Origin of the sequence: Paenibacillus allorhizoplanae (genome assembly GCF_927798215.1) — a bacterium.
Lineage (GTDB): Bacteria > Bacillota > Bacilli > Paenibacillales > NBRC-103111 > Paenibacillus_E > Paenibacillus_E allorhizoplanae.
Map to the genome: position 1 here is coordinate 186,861 of NZ_CAKMMW010000013.1, position 15,959 is coordinate 202,819.

The 15,959-nt window shown below is 40.9% G+C and carries 25 protein-coding genes; 3 read left to right on the plus strand and 22 right to left on the minus strand.

The window, feature by feature from the left end:
* Positions 1–84: 84 nt before the first annotated feature.
* The 20 genes from L6I86_RS21065 to L6I86_RS21160 all read right to left on the minus strand — a co-directional run bounded on the left by L6I86_RS21065 (position 85) and on the right by L6I86_RS21160 (position 12,210).
* Entirely contained in the window at positions 85–381 is a 297-nt protein-coding gene (locus tag L6I86_RS21065; protein ID WP_236290248.1) for a hypothetical protein, read from the minus strand.
* A 13-nt stretch (positions 382–394) separates the two neighbouring features.
* The gene (locus L6I86_RS21070) at positions 395–1,819 is read right to left on the minus strand and encodes a DNA cytosine methyltransferase (protein WP_236290250.1); all 1,425 of its coding nucleotides are present in this window, start codon (positions 1,817–1,819) and stop codon (positions 395–397) included.
* Positions 1,788–2,114, minus strand: coding sequence for a hypothetical protein (locus L6I86_RS21075; RefSeq protein WP_236290252.1), 327 nt, complete (start codon positions 2,112–2,114; stop codon positions 1,788–1,790). The genes L6I86_RS21070 and L6I86_RS21075 overlap by 32 nt, the downstream gene beginning before the upstream one ends.
* 3 nt (positions 2,115–2,117) lie before the next feature.
* Positions 2,118–2,417, minus strand: coding sequence for a hypothetical protein (locus L6I86_RS21080; RefSeq protein ID WP_236290254.1), 300 nt, complete (start codon positions 2,415–2,417; stop codon positions 2,118–2,120).
* Positions 2,418–2,554: 137 nt separating this feature from the next.
* Positions 2,555–3,943 carry a replicative DNA helicase gene (gene dnaB, locus L6I86_RS21085; RefSeq protein WP_236290256.1) on the minus strand — a complete coding sequence of 463 codons (1,389 nt, stop codon included), beginning with the start codon at positions 3,941–3,943 and terminating at the stop codon, positions 2,555–2,557.
* Positions 3,940–4,287 (minus strand): hypothetical protein, encoded by a 348-nt coding sequence (locus tag L6I86_RS21090; RefSeq protein WP_236290258.1) that lies wholly within the window; start codon positions 4,285–4,287, stop codon positions 3,940–3,942. The genes dnaB and L6I86_RS21090 overlap by 4 nt, the downstream gene beginning before the upstream one ends.
* Positions 4,223–5,164 carry a hypothetical protein gene (locus L6I86_RS21095; protein WP_236290260.1) on the minus strand — a complete coding sequence of 314 codons (942 nt, stop codon included), beginning with the start codon at positions 5,162–5,164 and terminating at the stop codon, positions 4,223–4,225. The genes L6I86_RS21090 and L6I86_RS21095 overlap by 65 nt, the downstream gene beginning before the upstream one ends.
* A 16-nt stretch (positions 5,165–5,180) precedes the next feature.
* Positions 5,181–5,702: a DUF1642 domain-containing protein gene (locus tag L6I86_RS21100; protein ID WP_236290262.1), complete on the minus strand. Its 522-nt coding sequence runs from the start codon at positions 5,700–5,702 to the stop codon at positions 5,181–5,183.
* Positions 5,703–5,718: 16 nt separating this feature from the next.
* A complete protein-coding gene (locus L6I86_RS21105; protein WP_236290264.1) occupies positions 5,719–6,426 on the minus strand; it encodes an MBL fold metallo-hydrolase in 708 nt (235 codons plus the stop codon).
* A complete protein-coding gene (locus L6I86_RS21110; RefSeq protein WP_236290267.1) occupies positions 6,426–7,397 on the minus strand; it encodes a recombinase family protein in 972 nt (323 codons plus the stop codon). The genes L6I86_RS21105 and L6I86_RS21110 overlap by 1 nt, the downstream gene beginning before the upstream one ends.
* Positions 7,398–9,380, minus strand: coding sequence for an AAA family ATPase (locus L6I86_RS21115; protein ID WP_236290268.1), 1,983 nt, complete (start codon positions 9,378–9,380; stop codon positions 7,398–7,400).
* 236 nt (positions 9,381–9,616) lie between these two features.
* Entirely contained in the window at positions 9,617–10,099 is a 483-nt protein-coding gene (locus L6I86_RS21120; RefSeq protein WP_236290270.1) for a DUF1360 domain-containing protein, read from the minus strand.
* Position 10,100: 1 nt separating this feature from the next.
* The gene (locus L6I86_RS21125) at positions 10,101–10,274 is read right to left on the minus strand and encodes a hypothetical protein (protein ID WP_236290272.1); all 174 of its coding nucleotides are present in this window, start codon (positions 10,272–10,274) and stop codon (positions 10,101–10,103) included.
* Positions 10,275–10,302: 28 nt separating this feature from the next.
* Positions 10,303–10,533 (minus strand): hypothetical protein, encoded by a 231-nt coding sequence (locus L6I86_RS21130; protein WP_236290274.1) that lies wholly within the window; start codon positions 10,531–10,533, stop codon positions 10,303–10,305.
* Positions 10,523–10,684, minus strand: coding sequence for a hypothetical protein (locus L6I86_RS21135; protein WP_236290276.1), 162 nt, complete (start codon positions 10,682–10,684; stop codon positions 10,523–10,525). Before L6I86_RS21135 ends, L6I86_RS21130 begins: the two co-directional genes overlap by 11 nt.
* The gene (locus tag L6I86_RS21140; RefSeq protein WP_236290278.1) at positions 10,662–11,108 is read right to left on the minus strand and encodes a sporulation initiation factor Spo0A C-terminal domain-containing protein; all 447 of its coding nucleotides are present in this window, start codon (positions 11,106–11,108) and stop codon (positions 10,662–10,664) included. Before L6I86_RS21140 ends, L6I86_RS21135 begins: the two co-directional genes overlap by 23 nt.
* A gap of 15 nt (positions 11,109–11,123) precedes the next feature.
* On the minus strand, positions 11,124–11,375 hold the full coding sequence (locus L6I86_RS21145; protein ID WP_236290280.1) for a DUF7667 family protein: 252 nt from the start codon (positions 11,373–11,375) through the stop codon (positions 11,124–11,126).
* Positions 11,372–11,521, minus strand: coding sequence for a hypothetical protein (locus L6I86_RS21150; protein ID WP_236290281.1), 150 nt, complete (start codon positions 11,519–11,521; stop codon positions 11,372–11,374). The genes L6I86_RS21145 and L6I86_RS21150 overlap by 4 nt, the downstream gene beginning before the upstream one ends.
* Complete coding sequence (locus L6I86_RS21155) at positions 11,505–11,705, minus strand: hypothetical protein (RefSeq protein ID WP_236290283.1); 201 nt, start codon at positions 11,703–11,705, stop codon at positions 11,505–11,507. Before L6I86_RS21155 ends, L6I86_RS21150 begins: the two co-directional genes overlap by 17 nt.
* Positions 11,706–11,904: 199 nt before the next feature.
* Entirely contained in the window at positions 11,905–12,210 is a 306-nt protein-coding gene (locus L6I86_RS21160) for a helix-turn-helix transcriptional regulator (RefSeq protein WP_236290285.1), read from the minus strand.
* A gap of 116 nt (positions 12,211–12,326) precedes the next feature.
* Between L6I86_RS21160 and L6I86_RS21165 the strand changes: the two genes are divergently transcribed.
* From L6I86_RS21165 to L6I86_RS21175, 3 genes are all read left to right on the plus strand, one after another.
* Positions 12,327–12,716, plus strand: coding sequence for a helix-turn-helix domain-containing protein (locus tag L6I86_RS21165; RefSeq protein WP_236290286.1), 390 nt, complete (start codon positions 12,327–12,329; stop codon positions 12,714–12,716).
* Between the two features lie 221 nt (positions 12,717–12,937).
* Positions 12,938–13,474 carry a hypothetical protein gene (locus L6I86_RS21170; protein WP_236290288.1) on the plus strand — a complete coding sequence of 179 codons (537 nt, stop codon included), beginning with the start codon at positions 12,938–12,940 and terminating at the stop codon, positions 13,472–13,474.
* Between the two features lie 488 nt (positions 13,475–13,962).
* Complete coding sequence (locus L6I86_RS21175) at positions 13,963–14,274, plus strand: hypothetical protein (protein WP_236290290.1); 312 nt, start codon at positions 13,963–13,965, stop codon at positions 14,272–14,274.
* A gap of 166 nt (positions 14,275–14,440) precedes the next feature.
* On the opposite strand, the gene L6I86_RS21180 is transcribed toward L6I86_RS21175, so the two are convergent.
* The gene (locus L6I86_RS21180) at positions 14,441–14,686 is read right to left on the minus strand and encodes a hypothetical protein (protein ID WP_236290292.1); all 246 of its coding nucleotides are present in this window, start codon (positions 14,684–14,686) and stop codon (positions 14,441–14,443) included.
* Positions 14,687–14,920: 234 nt separating this feature from the next.
* Complete coding sequence (locus tag L6I86_RS21185; RefSeq protein WP_236290294.1) at positions 14,921–15,145, minus strand: hypothetical protein; 225 nt, start codon at positions 15,143–15,145, stop codon at positions 14,921–14,923.
* Positions 15,146–15,959: the final 814 nt, after the last annotated feature.

Sequence of the window (15,959 nt, forward strand, 5' to 3'; positions counted from 1 at the left end):
TTGTGAACTAAGGCGCAGCCCGTATCGTGGAAACCGATTTCGTAGAGTTGGGAGAGCGTGGCTTGCTTCCAATTCATTCAACCTTCACCATCCCAGTCCGGATTTTCTAGCAATGATTTCTTCGAGCAATATCTCAAGCGTACTATCCACGGTGAGAACCTCTCGACAGTCATCCCACTCCTCGCGGATTTGTACAGCCTTCACCTTTACCGTTTCAATCATGTTGCTACTGATACGCGGGTGACAGGACATCGCTTCATGGGTGTGCTTTTGTCCAAGTTCATACGCTCGGGTGTGAAGTTCATTCATCGCGTCACAGAAGTGATCAAAGTTCAAGCCTTTCATACGCTGCCAGAATTTCCGCTTTACGATGTCATCCATTTTTCTCAACACCTCACATCAACTGCATTTCGTATTGGTATTGCGATTGATAAGGCCTCTTTACTTTGCAAAACTCTGGTAAATTTGCTTCAACCAGTGCCTTAGCAAATGGTGGTGGGACCGCGTTACCACATCGTGCTACTTGTGCAGATTTAGGATACTTATTACCATCCGCGTCTCGATCAATAATGTACTCCGGCGGGAAACCTTGTGCTGGGAAGAGCTCATGCGGCTCAAGCATTCGCATTCCAATATCAACAATCTCGTAGTCTTGGTTGTGAATAGTCACTAACCCAAAACGATCTTTTGTAGGAATGGTGTGTAATGGTTCTGTAAGCCCCTGTCCGATACCCGCACCATAGTACTTGATTAAAAAAGCTTTCACTTCTTCGGCGTAGTGACTTACAACTTCACCTGATTTAACCAATTGATTTACTACCAAGGCATATCTATTTGATGTATCCAATGTAAGAATGGGGCGGTCTAATGTTTGCCCTCTAGCCTCATGTGACGCGGTTTCGCTATGATATTGGGCTAAAAATGCGGTAACCAGTTGGCTTTTGTTAACGGCAGTTATTGTCCCTAGTGGTTCATCAATTCGATGTCCAACAGATGTTCCAAATTGCCTACCGATGAACACTAATTGATTCTGTTCAACAACATATGGATTTGGATTTTCAATAATAAATTTCTTTATCCCTTTAGCAATCCGTCGCATTGTCTTTTCAACTAACGGCTTTTTCCGCTCGAATATAGAAGGACAAGGAATCGACCAATCAATTACTTCAGCTACAGTCCTCCACGGTTTCTGTCTATTCTGTTTAACGGGTAAACTGTCAGGTATGCCGTGGCTCGGCTCTGGCCAGCTAATTGGGTTACCATCACACCTAGCCACTAGAAAGAATCTTCTTCGTGCAGTAGGAGTTCCGTATTCATAAGCGATAAGCTCTCTCCAATCGACCTGATAGCCTTGTCTTTTCAGTGCATTAACAAACGCTTGGAATGTCCTGCCCTTCTTGTCGGGATCGGGAAGTCCATCTTTCAACAAAGGACCCCACGTCTTGAATTCCTCCACATTTTCCATCATGATCACCCGTGGTCTGACAGTGGCTGCCCACCTTACAGCAACCCATGCCAGCCCTCTAATAGCCTTCTCTTTTGGTTTCCCACCCTTAGCTTTACTAAAGTGTTTGCAATCAGGGGAGAGCCAGCAAAGCGCTACTGGCTGCCCTCGTACAACTTCTTTTGGAGATACGTCCCAAACTGACTCACAGTAATGCTCAGTATCAGGGTGATTTGCTTTATGCATTGCGATAGCAGCTGGATCGTGGTTGATAGCGATGTCAACGCTTCGCCCAATCGCTAACTCAATCCCCGTCGATGCCCCGCCTCCGCCGGCGAAGTTGTCAATGATTAACTCTCTTGAGAGTTGTTTCAATTGGTTCACCTCCTGAATACCTCATCTTCTCAAGATGACTGTCATTCCGCTGCCGAATGAACTCCTCGACGTACAGGTTCACATCTTCGTCAACCAATGTCTCTTTACCAACTGTTCGAAGCATACTGACAATCCCTTGACCTGCAGCGAAGTATGCCGCGAGCGCCGCTTCCTTATCTACTGGAGTGACCGTTAACTCATCGATTAGGTCGTCCAGCGCTTCCAGTGTCTTTCGCCGTGATTTCTCTTCGTCATGTCCTGTTTCTGAGTTGCTCAAGTGGATAGTTAATTCCATGGCCTACACCCCAAACTTTGATTCGATGAAAGATTTATAATCCTTAATGATTGCTGTAAGCTCGTGTAATTCGAGTATTGGTTCGTGCGGAATGGATACTATTTTGTTGTGTAACAATTTAATGAATGCTCCCGAAAGGCTAGTGTGGTTCCCGCCTTCAACTGTGACGAACGTTTCTTTTTCCCCGACGACTTCACCCGTTTCCTTATCCTTCACGTTCACCATCGTGCGTTTGTCGATCGTGAATCCTAGGCCACCACTGCTGCTAGTAATATAAATGTCATCTTCAATGTGCGTTCTCATTTAACTCACCCTTTCTACATCAATCCGTGCCGCCAAACTCATCTTCAACAGGCGCGATCTGATCTTCTTGTAATTCTCCGTTACTTTTATTTACGTCCGCGACACTTTTGGTTACCTCATGGGCAGACTGATCCCATCTAAAAAGCTTTTTGTTGTTCCTGATGTGAGCGATCAAGGTTTAGGAATTTCCCATACTGCTTCATGAAGGCCAGTTCTACGGTGCCTAGCGGTCCATTCCGATGTTTAGCAATGATTATTTCGATGATATTTTTCTTATCGGACTTCTTGTCGTAATAGTCATCTCTGTAAAGGAAAGCTACAATGTCCGCGTCTTGCTCAATTGAACCCGATTCCCTAAGATCAGACATCATTGGCCGCTTATCCTGACGTTGCTCAACACCACGACTTAACTGAGAAAGAGCGATTATAGGAACATCCAGTTCTCGAGCAAGCTGCTTCAGGGTCCTCGATATTTCCGACACCTCTTCTTGCCTGTTGCTGTTACCTTTTCCGCCGCTTCTACCTTGGATTAGTTGTAAGTAATCAATGAGGATTAAACCAAGACCTTTTTCCTTTTGAAGCTTCCTGCACTTGGTCCGAATATCATGGACTGTGATCGTTGGAGTATCATCAATAAAGATATTGGCTTCAGACATCAGACTCATCGATAAACTCATCTTCTCCCAATCATCACCCTCGAAAAATCCTGTTTTCAACTTCTCTGCATCAATGCTCCCGACCGTGCTCATCATACGTGTCACTAGCTGGTCCGCACCCATTTCAAGAGAGAATATTGCCACAGTTTCCTTTAGATTCACACCTACGTTTTGTGCCACATTTAGAGCGAATGCTGTCTTTCCGACTGATGGGCGGGCAGCAAGTATAATGAGATCAGAGCGTTGAAATCCTTTCGTCATCTTGTCGAGATCGATAAATCCAGATGATTGACCCGTCACTCCAGCGCTTTGCTCTCTGGTGTTATACCGATGTTCTGCCTGATCCCAAACGGTCATTAATGTTTGTTTCATCGTTTTGAACGTGCTGACCGGAGTGGATCTATCCTTCAATACACCGAATGATTTTTCAGCTATTGCAACAAATGCTTTGAAATCCTGCTGTTCTGCTGCTTTCTGAAGCAATTCCGATGATACTTGGATAGCCTGTCGCATAAGAAACTTTTCTTCTACACGATTCACGTAAAACTCAATGTTTGCCGTTGTTGACACAGCATTCCGGAGTTCCATAAGATAAATTACGCCGCCTACAATCTCGAGCTCATCACTATCTTGGAGCTGGCTCGTTACAGTTACGAAATCAATTGGTGATCCTGCTTCGTTGACACTAGCCATTGCCTTAAAAATTCGCATATGGTTTTTATCGTGAAACTCTGCCCCCTGTAAACGTCCCTTTGCTGTTTCAAAACAACCGGTTGTTTCATCCAGAAGAATTGCACCTAACGCTGCCTGCTCTGCTTGAAGGTCGCAAGGAATCTCGATCCCCAGTAATTCCTCGATGTTCACCTTCATGTTTCCTCACCTACCAATTTGGATCGAACGTTGTTCCAAAACCCTTCTGGAGGTGGCTTGACGTCCGCTGCCCAAGCATCCAATAAAGCAAAGCGCTCTGCAGTTTCTAACTTTAATTGCTCATGTTCTCCAACAAAATCCCTGTCTCTCCGGATGATATTAGCTATTTTAGGAAAGTAGTCGTTTGTATCGATATGGTGATCTAGGTTTTCAAGAGCTTGTTCGAAAGGTATTGGCCGTAATCTTTCAATCCAAACAACAAGCGTCTCTTCCTCAATCTCAAGTTGGTTCGGGTAAGCTGCCGAAGCTTTGTACAGGAGGAACCTGGTCTCCTCTTCCGTCATGGGCTTTTCCTCCTTTACCTAAGAGAAGATCTTTATTCTTTTGAAGCTTGGTTTGTTTTGAAGCAGGCGGAGGATTAATCTCAGCCAGCGCCTTTCTTGTTTTAGGATAAAACGAGTAAGGATCTCGCTCTGTTAAGAATTTTTCAAAATGACCTTTTTCGAGGAAGTCATCTAAACCCCATTTGGTGTCTAACACATAATCCGGGCTGTGGTATATCTCAGCATAATTTGATATGACTTCTTTTAACTCTTCGGGAGAATAGCTATCTAACTTCCACGAGATTTGCATTTTAATTCTTGGATTTAATAATCGATGCTGAACGAGGTTCTTTGATTTCCAGAATGTGAATATTTCCTCTATAGGTTTTTTCACTTCTTCCTCCTCCTTTCCTATTAAATCTTCATTAAAAGGACTATATATAATATCTTTTAAATTAATATCATTCTTTACATTCTTATTATTGTTCCGCGGTTGTTCCGTGACTGTTCCAAGTTGTGTTCCAAGTTCAGGTTTTGTATAGTGCCCAAACCCTTGGTATTGCTCATAATTTAGCACTGTGAACACTGTTCCAAGTTCATGTGTTTTCGTGCATACTCTCTGCAAGCGTACTAATCGCTGAATTGTTCGATTTATGGTAGAAACTGAGTACGTTTTTACCTGTCGATTCTCGATATATTCCAGATCATCTTGCAGCTTTCGAGTTGAGCGAAGCCATTGTCCACGCTGTAAAATCAAATCATCTGCTATCTTCACTTCGGAGAATACTGCATTGCCATAGATCAGAAAGAAGAGGCGAAATTCAACGATGTTCTTCCAGATAGGATTACCGAACAACTCACGACTTGTTAGAAATGCGCCTCCTTGCGGATTTGCCATTCACCTCACCTTCAATTCATTGAACTGCTGCTTGATCCTCGCGGATGATTTGAGTTACTCTTTCGAAAACCATCTTGTCAAAACAGTCTGTCGACTCTTGGTAATCATTAAAATCGATTCGGGACCATTTGGCGCGCACATCACTAATTGCTACTTTGATCTTGCTCTCAACGGTTTCAACTGTGTAGCCGTTGAGAATAGCAGACAACAGATTGTTCCATCCGTTTGTTTTATTGAGAGATTCTCTCGCAATAACTGCTACTTTACTTTGTTCACTCCGTATACAGTCCATGACTCCCCAGTTGTTGAGATAACCGAATAGTTTGTAATACTCAATCGCTTCAGCAACTTCCAAAGGAATTACAACTAGCTTCTGTGCTTCTGCCTCTCGCTCGATTTGTTGAAGAAGCAGGACCTTCTCCTCTTCAACGTCTCTAATGTGCTCCATGAGACGGCTCACTGTCTTACTTTCGAAACTTTTTAGCCCTGTATTCAGCGAGAATTGAATCCCTTTCAAGAAAATTTCTGAGAGCTTCATCTATCACACCTCCTATTTATTTGCCTGCCACATAAACCAACTTCCCAGTTAGCTCCTGCACTTCTCGTTTGAATAACTCTTTATCGCTGTTTGTGTCACTGAGGTGGATCAACCAAATCTCCTGAACCTTACTCAGGTCATTGGCTTTTAAAAACTCCTTCATTGTTTCGAGACTCATATGAGACTTAACCAGGCGCTTCTTCATGCCAACCGGAACACGTCCGGATTTGATGTTCTCGTTTAATATGTTCATGCTGTAATTACACTCAATAAGCAGATGCGTGAGCCCGCTGAACTGATATCGGATGTAATATGTATCCGTCGCGAATAACAATTTCTCTCCGACCGAGTTCATCAGCAGGAACCCTAGCGGCTCCGACACGTCGTGCTCAGTATCAAAAGGGAGAATTGTCCATGTGCCAAGTTTAAACTGTTTCTTAGCCTGCACAGTGATTACTCGGTGTCCCGTTAGCCCTGCAGCTTCCTGCGTTCCCGCTGAACAATATATGTCAATTCCCGCCTTCATGAGATCATTCGCCGATTTTACATGATCACCATGTTCATGAGTGAGTAGGCACCCAGAAATGCTCGATAATTGATAATTACAACCTTTCTGAATATCCTTGAACCGGATGCCCGCCTCCAGAAGAAGAGGCGTCACTCCGTCCGTCACTCGATAAGCGTTGCCCGCGCTACTGGAGCCAAGTGGAAGGATATTAATCATTAGAAATCAGGGCCGCCGGTAGGTTGCTTACTTGCTTGTGGTTCTGGATCAGCATCCACATGCTCAGGCTCAAGGATTTCATGTTCAATATCGATTGCTTCGCGGTTTGCATTTTCATTAATTTCTTGTGCAGCACTACCATCGGCATATTCCCCCTCGGATTGCTTCATCTGTAGGTAATCATCATCAATTTTCTGACTATCAATAGTCACATCGCCGTGAGCTGCCCGGAATACTGTTTTATATACCATCTTCTCGTACCAACCATCGACTACTTCCTTGCCTACCTTCTTATTGTTTTCCCAGATGTCTTTTTCTCCGCCCCAGAACTCAACACTTGCATGCTTCGGCTTTCTCTTCTCGATGTCTTTTAGATTCATTACAACGAGCTTGTTTTTTTCAGGAGTCGTTTTGTAATCGTGATAATAGAAACCACCGATAATGTTCCCACGATCAAATTCATTTGTAATTGCAAATTCATAAGTTTCGATTTGATTATTTCGATCTTTCTTTATTGATTTGAAATGATCCGTCGAGTAAACCACTTCTACAATTACATTGTCCGGAACGTTCAAACCATACTTCACAGCTTTCAATTCCATGCCACGGTACCCTTCGATGAACACGATATCGTATTTGTTTAGGGTGTTATTTTTAAAAGGCATCATGCTGATGTGATTAGGCTGAGCAGGGTCAAAGCCGATTCTAGCTCTGGCGATTACATCACGTGACAGCTTCTCCATGTTGACGTTAGCCCATGAAATTGCGAGTTGATCCTTGTTATTGGTTTTCTTCAAACGCTTCTCTTCAGCCATTCTCAAAGCACTATCAACAGCCACGAAATAATTTTGAGCAAGTCGTTTTTGAAAGTTTGTTAAAGCTACTTCACCGACGCTGGACCCGAATTCATTGACTACCTTGTTCATAAAACGTTCCGATTGGGTTAATTCCTTTTGGGTAATTTGTGTCAATTAAATCGCCTCCTGAATAGTTTTAGTTTCCACCCGTAATTTCTTATCCGTAGCACTAACGATTAATCGAATCTGCTGACCCTTCGTCTCAATCAATTGCGTGACGGCCTCAGCGTTATCGATAAAGATAGGTGCGACAATGCCGTAGTGCTCCGATAAGGTGTTAATGATGTCTAGGCCGCCATTCATTTGTGCTGCCCTGTTCAGTCCCGTTGAGTAAGGCACACCGCCGATCATCGCTTCACAAGTCTCATCCAATCCACCATTGATCTGTTGCTCGAATAATTTGAATTTCACTTGTTTGAACTTGCTGTTAATCTTGGATTCAAGCATGCTTACCTTAGTTCGAATGAACTCCTCAGTTAGGTAGAGTTCTTCTTCTAACCGCTCGTATTCCGCTGCCAGCTCTCTCTCCTGATCCTTCAAAGAATCAATCCGTCTATCGATTTCAGCAATCTGAGACATTTTCGCTCTGCTTTGCTCTAGCCTGTCAGCATCTAGCCGTAGCTTGGATAAGGTATCTCTTACTTGTTCAATGCTGCCTAGGGAAGCCGAACGCAAGCCAAGTATTTCCGACTCAACTGCAGATTTCTCTTGTAGTTTCTGGACATAAGCAGGATCCTGCGTGACATCCTTAATACCGGATTGGAATTTATTTAACTTCTCATTGGCACTAAGTAGTTCACCTGAGAAGATGGATGATTTTTCTTTAAACTCAACTAACCTGCCGTTAATATCTGTGATTTCTGCTGCTAATCGTTCCCTGTCAGCTTTGAGGCTCTTTCCTTTTGTGGATATTTCAGATAACCGTTCAGATTTTTTCAGGTTAAAATCAGACACTGCTTTTTGGAATGCTGCAGTAACTTGTTCGATAGGCAATGATTGACCGCATGACGGGCAATTCTCTTCAGAATGAACATGCTCGAGAACACTTGCATTGACTTCGGACCATTCAGTACGAAGCTTTACTGCCTTCGCTTCATTGTCATTAATGATGTCCTGCTTGCTTGCAATGCTCCTCTCTGATTGTTTAATCTCAAAATCAAGATCACTAAGTTTAATCTGAATCCCCGAAACCGTCTGGCGTTGTGAGTTCACTCGATCCATGGATGAAGATTGAGCATTATTTTTAATCTGCAGCAACTCTCCCTCAATCTCACGTAGCCGTGTTTCTTTAACTGAAATTTCCCCACCGGTCTGAATTCGGTGTAACTCGGACTCTTTCGCTTCAATATGCGTTTTCACCGCAGCCAGTTGCTTACTGATCTGTTCCGAGTTGAGTTCAGCCACATCCGGACGTGAGCGTCTTGCTTCATCAATGCGAATTGGAATCTTCTTTATCTCATCATTAATGTTGGTTCGCTTCGTCATGATTACCTTGCGATGGTCCTCTATGCTTCTATCTCCCAGGATAGCTGGCAGTTTAGAAAGTGCTGCGTTGCCTGAGATTACGTCATCATTCGAAACATCACCACACACTTCAAGCAAAGTCTTGCGGCGCTTCTTCCAGTCCAGCACCTCATTAAAATATGAAGGATTGGTAAGTAGCTTAAATACTTCCTCATTCATGATGCTGTCCACGAAAGCCGTATATTCGGTTTTCTTCACTGGCACTTCGTCGATAAAGTAATCCGTCTCATGCCCTGTGAATTCATCCGTTGCGGATCCGCGCTTCTTAGTCCATTTTTCCTTATACACCTTGCGTAGTGTCTTTGTTCTACCATCAATCGAGAGTACACCTTCAACTTCATGTTCCAGTCCTGAGAATGCTTTGTTATTGGAATCCAATGTTTTAATATCGAAATCCTTTTTGTTCTGACTGTCCTTATCGAACAGAAGCCACGTAAATGAATCAAACTGTGATGTCTTGTAAGTGGCGTTGTCACCAAAGATATTTACATCACTTCCAGCAGTATCTAAGGTGAATTCACGGATGCCTTTAAAATTACGCTGCTTGAGTTTGAGCAAAACAATTGCAGACATTGATTAATTCCTCCCTAATTTAAGTTCTTCTTGCTTTGACCGTGCGTTCAACTGATTAAGTTTCCGCTGTTTGCGTATCATAATTTTTAAAGTCCTACACGTTCCTTCAATTTTTTTTAAGTGATAGGCAACTGTTCTAACATTCACGGACAACATAACGGAAATCTCTGTAGTGCTGTATTCTCGGTGGACGTAGAGGACAAATACTATTAACGAAAGGCTTGCCACTTCATTTTTCATAGGACGTAAGCGATGAATACGCCGAGTGCTACCCAGAATAATGAGGAAATGATAATTCCATTGATTATGCCTCGTGCTGCGCTGAGTGGATCATCCTCTTCTGCAGTTTGAATTAATGGATTTTTGACTTCTTCCATATCTGGGTATCCCACTGACTTCATCCATTTAGTTTCAATAAGGCTTTGAACGGATGCGAGAGCAAAAGTAAGGATTATAGATGTTTTAATGTCTAAGGGTCTATAGAAGCCGAAAGCGATCACAGCGGCCACCCATATACCAGAACACCAGTGGCAGACGAGCATCTTTCCTATAAATCTTCTGAGCACACCGCCCTGCACGGTATATGTCGGAAATGGTTTACTCGCAAAATTACGAATGACGAAGTATCTTCTTATTGGTTCGAAAATCTTGTCAATTACCAGAAGATGCGTTAGTCGATATACTGCAAGGGATAGGATAATGAATGTTAGAAGGTTCATATTACCTCCGATTGGCGCGACGTGCAGTACGAACGGATTGACGCTTATTCTTACGTGCCTCAGCCTCTTTAAGGGAAATTGGTTTGCGATTTACCGCGGACAACCCGGCTCGAGCCACTGCTACCTCGTAGGCCATTCCTGCTTGTTTTGCGATGTTCAATGCTTGATTTTTCATTTATAATTTCCTCACTCTCATTTAGTTTTTAATCCAACCTAATCGCATAGTCGTAACCAACATCTCTACCATTGGCATGGTAATCACTGCACTCATAACCGTGAATCTGTTTAAACACTTCAATCACTGGCTTTGCTCTTTCCTCAGCATCTGCACCGTCGAAGTAAGCCCATGGTTTGGTTCCCGATTTGCCTAATCTACCGCCTGCTTCGTATACGGCTTTAGCGACTTCTGGATGAGCACTAACATTAGTCGGCATATGTAGTAACCCCACTCAACCCGAACGCCTCATTCGCTTCTTGAAGCTGTCCCGCGATCATGTCCGCATCAGCTTCATGTAGAAGTCCACTGTTTAAGATGTTGTGGAGCTGGTTAAGATGGATAGCATCACTGACCATCATGTTCTGCATCTGGCTGCACCTCCCTGAACTTCTCGGCCATCAAACCGATAAAGTTACCGTTCGTTGGCTTTTCATGAAATAGGTACAACAATCCACCAGCATTAAATGAAATTTCAGTAGCATGCCGCATCGCTCTCTCGACCTTGGATGGAGTCGTTTTGTACCGTTCAGCAATTTGCTTGTATAGATTCGACATGCTATCGAGCAGTGACTCATCCCGACTCACTTCTGAAATTGCTTCACGCAGAAATTTGTAACCCTTGATATTTACAGGAATACCGATTTGGTTAAGAGTTGCGGAAATGTCTGTTCTAATGTTCCTTGCTGCTATCTCTACTTTCTTTGCGATAGTGGGTTCAGATGGGACGAACATTTCAGATAGTAGCTGCTTTAGTTCTTCTCTAACGATTTGCCGCAATTGATGTTCGGTCATCGTACTTATTCCTCCTTAACTCATTTGTAATTCCAGTTCTTCAATTTGCTCACATACTTCTTGGACCCATCTCATATCACCGAGGACTTGTGCCTCTAGAGCTAGGTTCTTTAAGCCATCGTGTTTCCAGACAAGTTCGAAGTTCTTCTTAAGCAGCGGAATGATTTGCATGATTGTGACTGAATCCATATGTAGAATGCCTTCTTCATCCGTGTTCATTTGCACAATTACGGCCAGCTTACGGTGAATGTCATGAATACCAATCATGAGAACAATCCTCCCTTAGCGATCATGTAGATGAAAGCAACTCCAACAAGGATTACTGTATACGCCTGGCTGTCTGAGTAATTCGAGGCTTCAAAAGTAACTCGGTCATTCCGATCAATATCACGGCCATTAATTTTTACTCTCATCCTTACCACCGCTTCCCATGAATGATTGCAGCAGCGTTAATTGGCATGAAATGAATTCGAGTGTTGTTGTATCGGCATCGTCGATTAATAGTGTGAATTGCTCAATGACTGATTCTTTGGTGAGGTTCTTTCTTGCAGCTTGTCGCTGTAGTTCGATTAGATGGAGCATGTAGTTTTCCTTCACTGCATCACACCTTTTCAAAAGATAATTACATGGAAATTATTAATGTAATTTAAAATGACTTTGATGGCATATTAAACAAACCACTTCCTAAGGAAGTTGCAATATACAGGAACGAATGTTCCGTGTTGCGATATTCTTAATATCAAATTATAATCAGAATGTAATTATAAATTGCGTGACAGTAACAAATAATTATGGTTTAACTAAAACTCTTCTTTAGCTTTTGAAAATACATCTTCGCTTCTTCTACAACATCAGGGAATACCTCTTCTACAGTTCCCCCCAGGTAAAGAGCATACACATGCGACATCATTAAGCTCGGATCGTTAGTTCCGTTCTCTGTCGAACGGAGTGTAACAACAGATACATCTAATTCACTTGCCATCTTGCTTTGAGATAGGCCCTTAGCGAGACGGAGTGACTTGAACCATTGCCGTGGTTTACGTACTCGCTCACTCTTCTTGGGTGCCGACTTCGACCTTCTAGGTGCTTTTTGATTTTCCATTTTCCACCTCCTGTCCTATTCGTAAATCGAATATAACACGGAATTTAAAATTGTTCAATATAAAATTATGCAATTTATAATTACATAAAAAATAATAACGCAAAGGGTGAATTATAATGTCATTAGGAGAACGAATTAAAGAGCGTAGAGACAGGCTTGATATGCTTCAAGAACAATGTGCAGATTCAGTTGGTGTTACAAGAGGCGTCCTGTCATCATACGAAAGAAATGTGAGCATTCCACCAAGCAATGTTCTTGGTAGATTAGCAAAAGCATTAAACACAAGTACAGATTATTTACTCGAGCTAACTGATGATCCAACACCATCTATAAATAAAAACGAAACACTTACTGAGGATGACGTTAAGAGAAGAAAATTCATGATTGACATGGAGGAAATACTGAGGAAAAGCAGCGATCTCGATGATACAATGATTGCTCACTCATTACGTATTATGGAGGTTACTTTCTTAGAGAGACTTGGGGAATCGAAGAGGAAAAAGTGATTTGCATATAATTCGAATACATCAATCTTCAAGAAATGTCCGTATTGAGAACCATGTATTCAAAAGGTGTGCCTCCTGTGGCTCACCTTTTTTATTTATACTTTTCTTAATTAGTCTAGCGATGTGTCATTAAGCTAACGGGCAGTTTAGCGCAACTTTTACCCTCATTTCCCGTTAAATTTACAGAGACTGCGTAATACCATTTTAATGGGAGGTGCTTTATGCGATTGGCTTCTGCATTAGACACTGAGGAATCTAAAGAAATCGAAAAATGGCTGGAGCAAGATATTTTTCCTGAAGATTTCCTTGAGGATAACCATTTCGACGTAAATAAAGTACTCTATTCAGTTGATTTAAGGGGGCATTTTACCACAATCCATTCCATCATTCACAATTGCCATCCTGCAAAATTTTCCCGAGAAGAATTAAATATGGCATTGCTAAAAGGATGTAGAACAATTGGATTAGACGAGAGATGCAATTATTTTAATGTGAATGTTCATGATAATATAGCAAGGATAGTAGAAAGTATAGGTACATATAATTTAGATTCCCAAGAAGATAAAAGACTTTTGTTATTCCCTTTGTATTACTTATTGACTGAGAACAGTGCGAAACAAGGCGGTACTTCCTATACAGGGCTTATCGGAAAAGCTAAAGATTGGATGTTATCAATCGAATATGAGTTAGACATTATTATTAAAATCCATGGAAACCAAAATTTTTGCGACTTAGTTGAAAGTTATTTATTAAACTAACGAGGAACGTTTGTTGAATAATAACATATATAGGCAGGTGCTGAGGCAACCTGCTTATTTTATTGAAGTGAGAGGACAATAAGGATGAAATATATATTTAAAGTATTAGTCGCTCTTATACCAAGCTTAATTCTAATTTTCTTTTTACTTAACTATTTTCCAAACACAGGATTAGGTAGTATCATCGCACTTCCGTTTATTTTTGTTATAAACGCTGCCTTAATAATTATAGGAATAACCTTTATTCATCGATTGAATCAGCCTCTAATAACTGCTATTTGGATATTGATATTAGTATTGACATTGGTGGTTACCATTTTGATCTATCCTCAAGAATATGGTCCAAGCGTATTTATTCAATTGTGGAATAAGACCCCTATAGGGCGTTAAACTAACGGAAACGATAGCTCAACCGACTACAGACTGCCGATATTAACAACTAAACTCTGAGGGACTGGCGAGAAATTATTGTGAGGGAGGTTTAAGAAATGTATTGCCCTTATTGCAAAGAAGAACTGAAAGTTAATAATGAAGAGTTATATTGCAAAGCTGGAGATAGTTATTTTTCAAAGCATATGGAAAAAGTTTTTAATGTAGCAATAGATAATTCTAAAGATGTTAAAGTACGGATACCAAAAGTTGAAAATAGTGAAGCAGGAAGATTCTTTTGTGTGAATTGTGGAAGCAAAATGATGAAAATTGAATCTATGCATGAAGTTTGTACATGTTGTGGATTCGAAATAAATAAACGTACGTTCTATGAGATTGTTGAAATTAATCCCCATCGTTCATTCAGGTGAAAGAATCAATTTAAAGAATGAAATTATACTTTATTGAAGTAACGAGGAACGATAGCACATTAAACAGGGAGCAGTTTGCCGCGGCAACTGCTCCCTGTTTTCGTTAAAGTAACGGGCAGATTTACTTAGTGAGTTTTTCCGATTTATGGCAAAATTTTTCTAAAACTTAAATTAATAAATCATTTATACTTAACACCTTTGTCGCACCTTTTTTGCTGCTATTGTGGTGTTTCATAAGCATAAATAAAGTCGTGTCGCAAATCTCATGATCTTCCTCAAGATCATTAAGAAATATCTGGTAACTACCAGTGCCAACCTCACTATATATTCCGCAGATATTCCCAAGTGGCAGTTGAAGAACATTTACGTTTTCAAAATTAATTTCTGCATTAATCTTCTTCCCTTTGTGCAATTAAATTCATCCCCTGTTATGTATTCTTTTAACGCCTATGATAGACTTATAGAAGCTTGCTAATTCTAAGCATACACGAACATAGGTTCTCTGAATTGCCATAATCAGGCCAAATTCAGTTAGGGGATTCCTGCAGTAATACACGGTGAGTCTGGGTTTGTCAATTATGGGCTCTGGTTTTATTTCAGTTATCTTCAGGGCCGGTCACTGGAGCTTTTGGTTTTAAATGGTGCATTAAATTTTATGAGTCACGCTGTCAACCGCTGGAGTAACATGCAATTCGAAAAAGAGGTGCGTTGCGCTTTTGAAAAATGATTTAGATTTTTCAATCATGTCATTATCTGCATAATCAATTGTTGCACCTAACATTTGAGAAAAGAGATCTACTCCAGTTTTCAACATTACAAGCTGATTGACATAGTCCTCATCCAAACGTTTTTCTACTGTTCCTTTTTCCATTCGAAACATTCCCCTCTGTTGATAATAATATTTATGTAGTGCATTTGTTAAATCACTTAAGTACAGATATTACATTTACGCCAAACTTTCGATAACCACCACCCTTCAAGAAATAGAAAAATGACATGCTAAAAACTACTACACATTCAAAAAGCGGAGAAATGGTTTGTCGTAAATCTCAACAGAACTTTGACACACTTATCCAATTTATTGTTTTGGTCCTTTTTTACAGACCTATCCAATTTGGATTAGTGAATAACTTTTCATTTGCGGTGCATACCGAGTCTCGCGATATGCCCGTGTCATTTGTTTGTTATTTTTGTCTTGAAGTTCTGAATGAACTTAGACTCTCTTTATCAGTTGTTTAAATTAACAATGATATAGCCAATATTCATATGATCGAATATTGTATGGTCTTTGTTTGAGATTTCGCTAACCCTTGATTCCCTACTACCTTTTGAATATTTAGTAGTTCACATGTCATTGTGAGTGGTGGTCTGATCAAGTAAGTTTAAAACGAATTTTTTTTAATTCCCCTGTGCGTTACTCAGGTAACAACGCTATTCTTATTTCTTTAGACCTACTCAGGTCGCATCCGAATAGGATATTCAAAAAAGCTCACCAGCTCCGTTTTTGGTGGCCTAGAAGGATTCCCAACACATTATTCCTATGGTATAGGAAGCAAGGTTGAAGTAACTCTTCATCACACTAACAACAATTCTCTAATAATCCATAAATAAAAAAATCAATATAAATCATCACTAACTAATAAGATTAATCTTTCAAATAAAATAAATTATTCTTACTTAATAAT